The sequence below is a fragment of the Protofrankia sp. Cr1 genome, from assembly GCF_963555865.1.
GTDB lineage: Bacteria > Actinomycetota > Actinomycetes > Frankiales > Frankiaceae > Protofrankia.
On sequence record NZ_CAUVXO010000075.1, the window covers coordinates 13,079 to 14,638 of the forward strand.

The 1,560-nt window shown below is 68.5% G+C and carries 2 protein-coding genes; one reads left to right on the forward strand and one right to left on the reverse strand.

Going from position 1 to position 1,560, the window contains the following annotated elements; all coding sequences use genetic code 11:
• A partial coding sequence (gene sigE / locus U9980_RS09145; protein ID WP_322767528.1) for an RNA polymerase sigma factor SigE occupies nt 1–717 on the reverse strand: 717 nt, incomplete at its 3' end.
• A 168-nt stretch (nt 718–885) separates the two neighbouring features.
• Between sigE and U9980_RS09150 the strand changes: the two genes are divergently transcribed.
• Complete coding sequence (locus U9980_RS09150; protein WP_322749151.1) at nt 886–1,548, forward strand: O-methyltransferase; 663 nt, start codon at nt 886–888, stop codon at nt 1,546–1,548.
• The last annotated feature ends 12 nt before the right edge of the window (nt 1,549–1,560 follow it).

Consider the following 1,560-nt stretch of genomic DNA (forward strand, 5'->3'; position numbering starts at 1 on the left):
AACGGCGTCAGCTGGAACGGCGTCGTCCGTCGCGGTGCCCGATGCTGGGCACACGGCCGGCCCGTCTGCCGGCACCGACGCACGCGGCGCACGATCGGCGAGTGTTTGGCGCAACATGGCCCGGCCCCGGGAGATCCGACTACGGACGGTCCCGAGTTTCACGCCGAGAGTCTGCGCGATCTCCTCATAGGACAACTGTTCGATGTCGCACAGCACGACCGCAGCCCGGAAATCGGGCGGGAGCGCTGCCAGCGCACCTTCGATGTCGGCATCGAGATGCGACTCCGCATATACAGCCTCGGGACTCGCTTCGCGGCCGGCAAGGCGTTCCGGGTCGTCCGGCAGCGCGTCGAACCGAATCTTCTGCTGGCGGCGCATCCGGTCCAGGAAGAGGTTTGTGGTGATCCGGTGCAGCCAGCCCTCAAAGGTGCCGGGCGTGTAATCGGCCAGCGACCGGAACACCCGCACGAAGACATCCTGGGTGAGGTCCTCGGCATCGTGTGCGTTCCCCGTAAGCCGGTAAGCGAGCCGATACACCCGATTACCGTGATCTCGGACGACCTCTTCCCACGTGGGTGGTACCCACGTGGTCAGGTCCGTCCCGGCGACGTCGACCGCGACGGTTTCGTCACGTACGGCGTCGCCGTCCGACACCGGACGTGGCGAAACCGACCGCCCGGGCGCGAACGTCGCCAGACGCGCGTCCTGTCCGGTCACGGTCGCCTCTCGCTCGGTTCGCGACGAACGTACCCGACGCGCCGGCCATGGCGCGGCAAAACCCGCAGCGGACACCGGCTGATCTCCCCTCGATCCATCCCGACACGAGGTGCGCTGACCAGACGAACGCACCATGCACAGCGGGCGTTCCCGTAGGCTGCCTATGTCATGCCCGACACAGCCACCGGAGCCGTCGATCCGGCCTCCGAATACACCGAGGGCTTCCTGTTGGAAGACCCTCCGCTGAGAGCTGCCCGGGCACGCGCCGAGGAGGTCGGGATCGTGCCCGTCAGCCCGGGCGCCGGGTCCATCCTTCGTTTTCTCGCCGCCTGTGTCGCCGCCCGCACCGTCGTCGAAATCGGAACAGGTACGGGGGTGTCCGGTACCTGGCTCCTGCGCGGTATGCGGCCGGACGGAACGCTCACCACCATTGACGTCGAGGCCGAACATCTCCGGCTCGCGCGCCGCACGTATGCCGACGCGGGAATGGCATCCAACCGCAGCCGGCTGATAACGGGCCGGGCCCTCGACGTCCTGCCCCGCCTCACCGACGGTGCTTATGACCTGGTCTTCTGCGATGCGGACAGACGTGAGGCCACCGATTACCTCAACCAGGCCCTCCGCCTTCTGCGGCCGGGCGGGATCGTGGTGTTCGCCGGCATGCTCGCCGGTGGGCGGGTCGCGGACCTGGCAGCTCGCGATCCCGAGGCCGTCGCGGCCCGGGAGCTCGCGACCGCCGTGCGGGACGACATCCGGCTGACGCCGATGCTCCTGACCGCCGGTGACGGCCTGATCGTCGCGGTTGTCGCGAAGTCGTCACCGGTCGGGTGAGCGCTCGTCTAC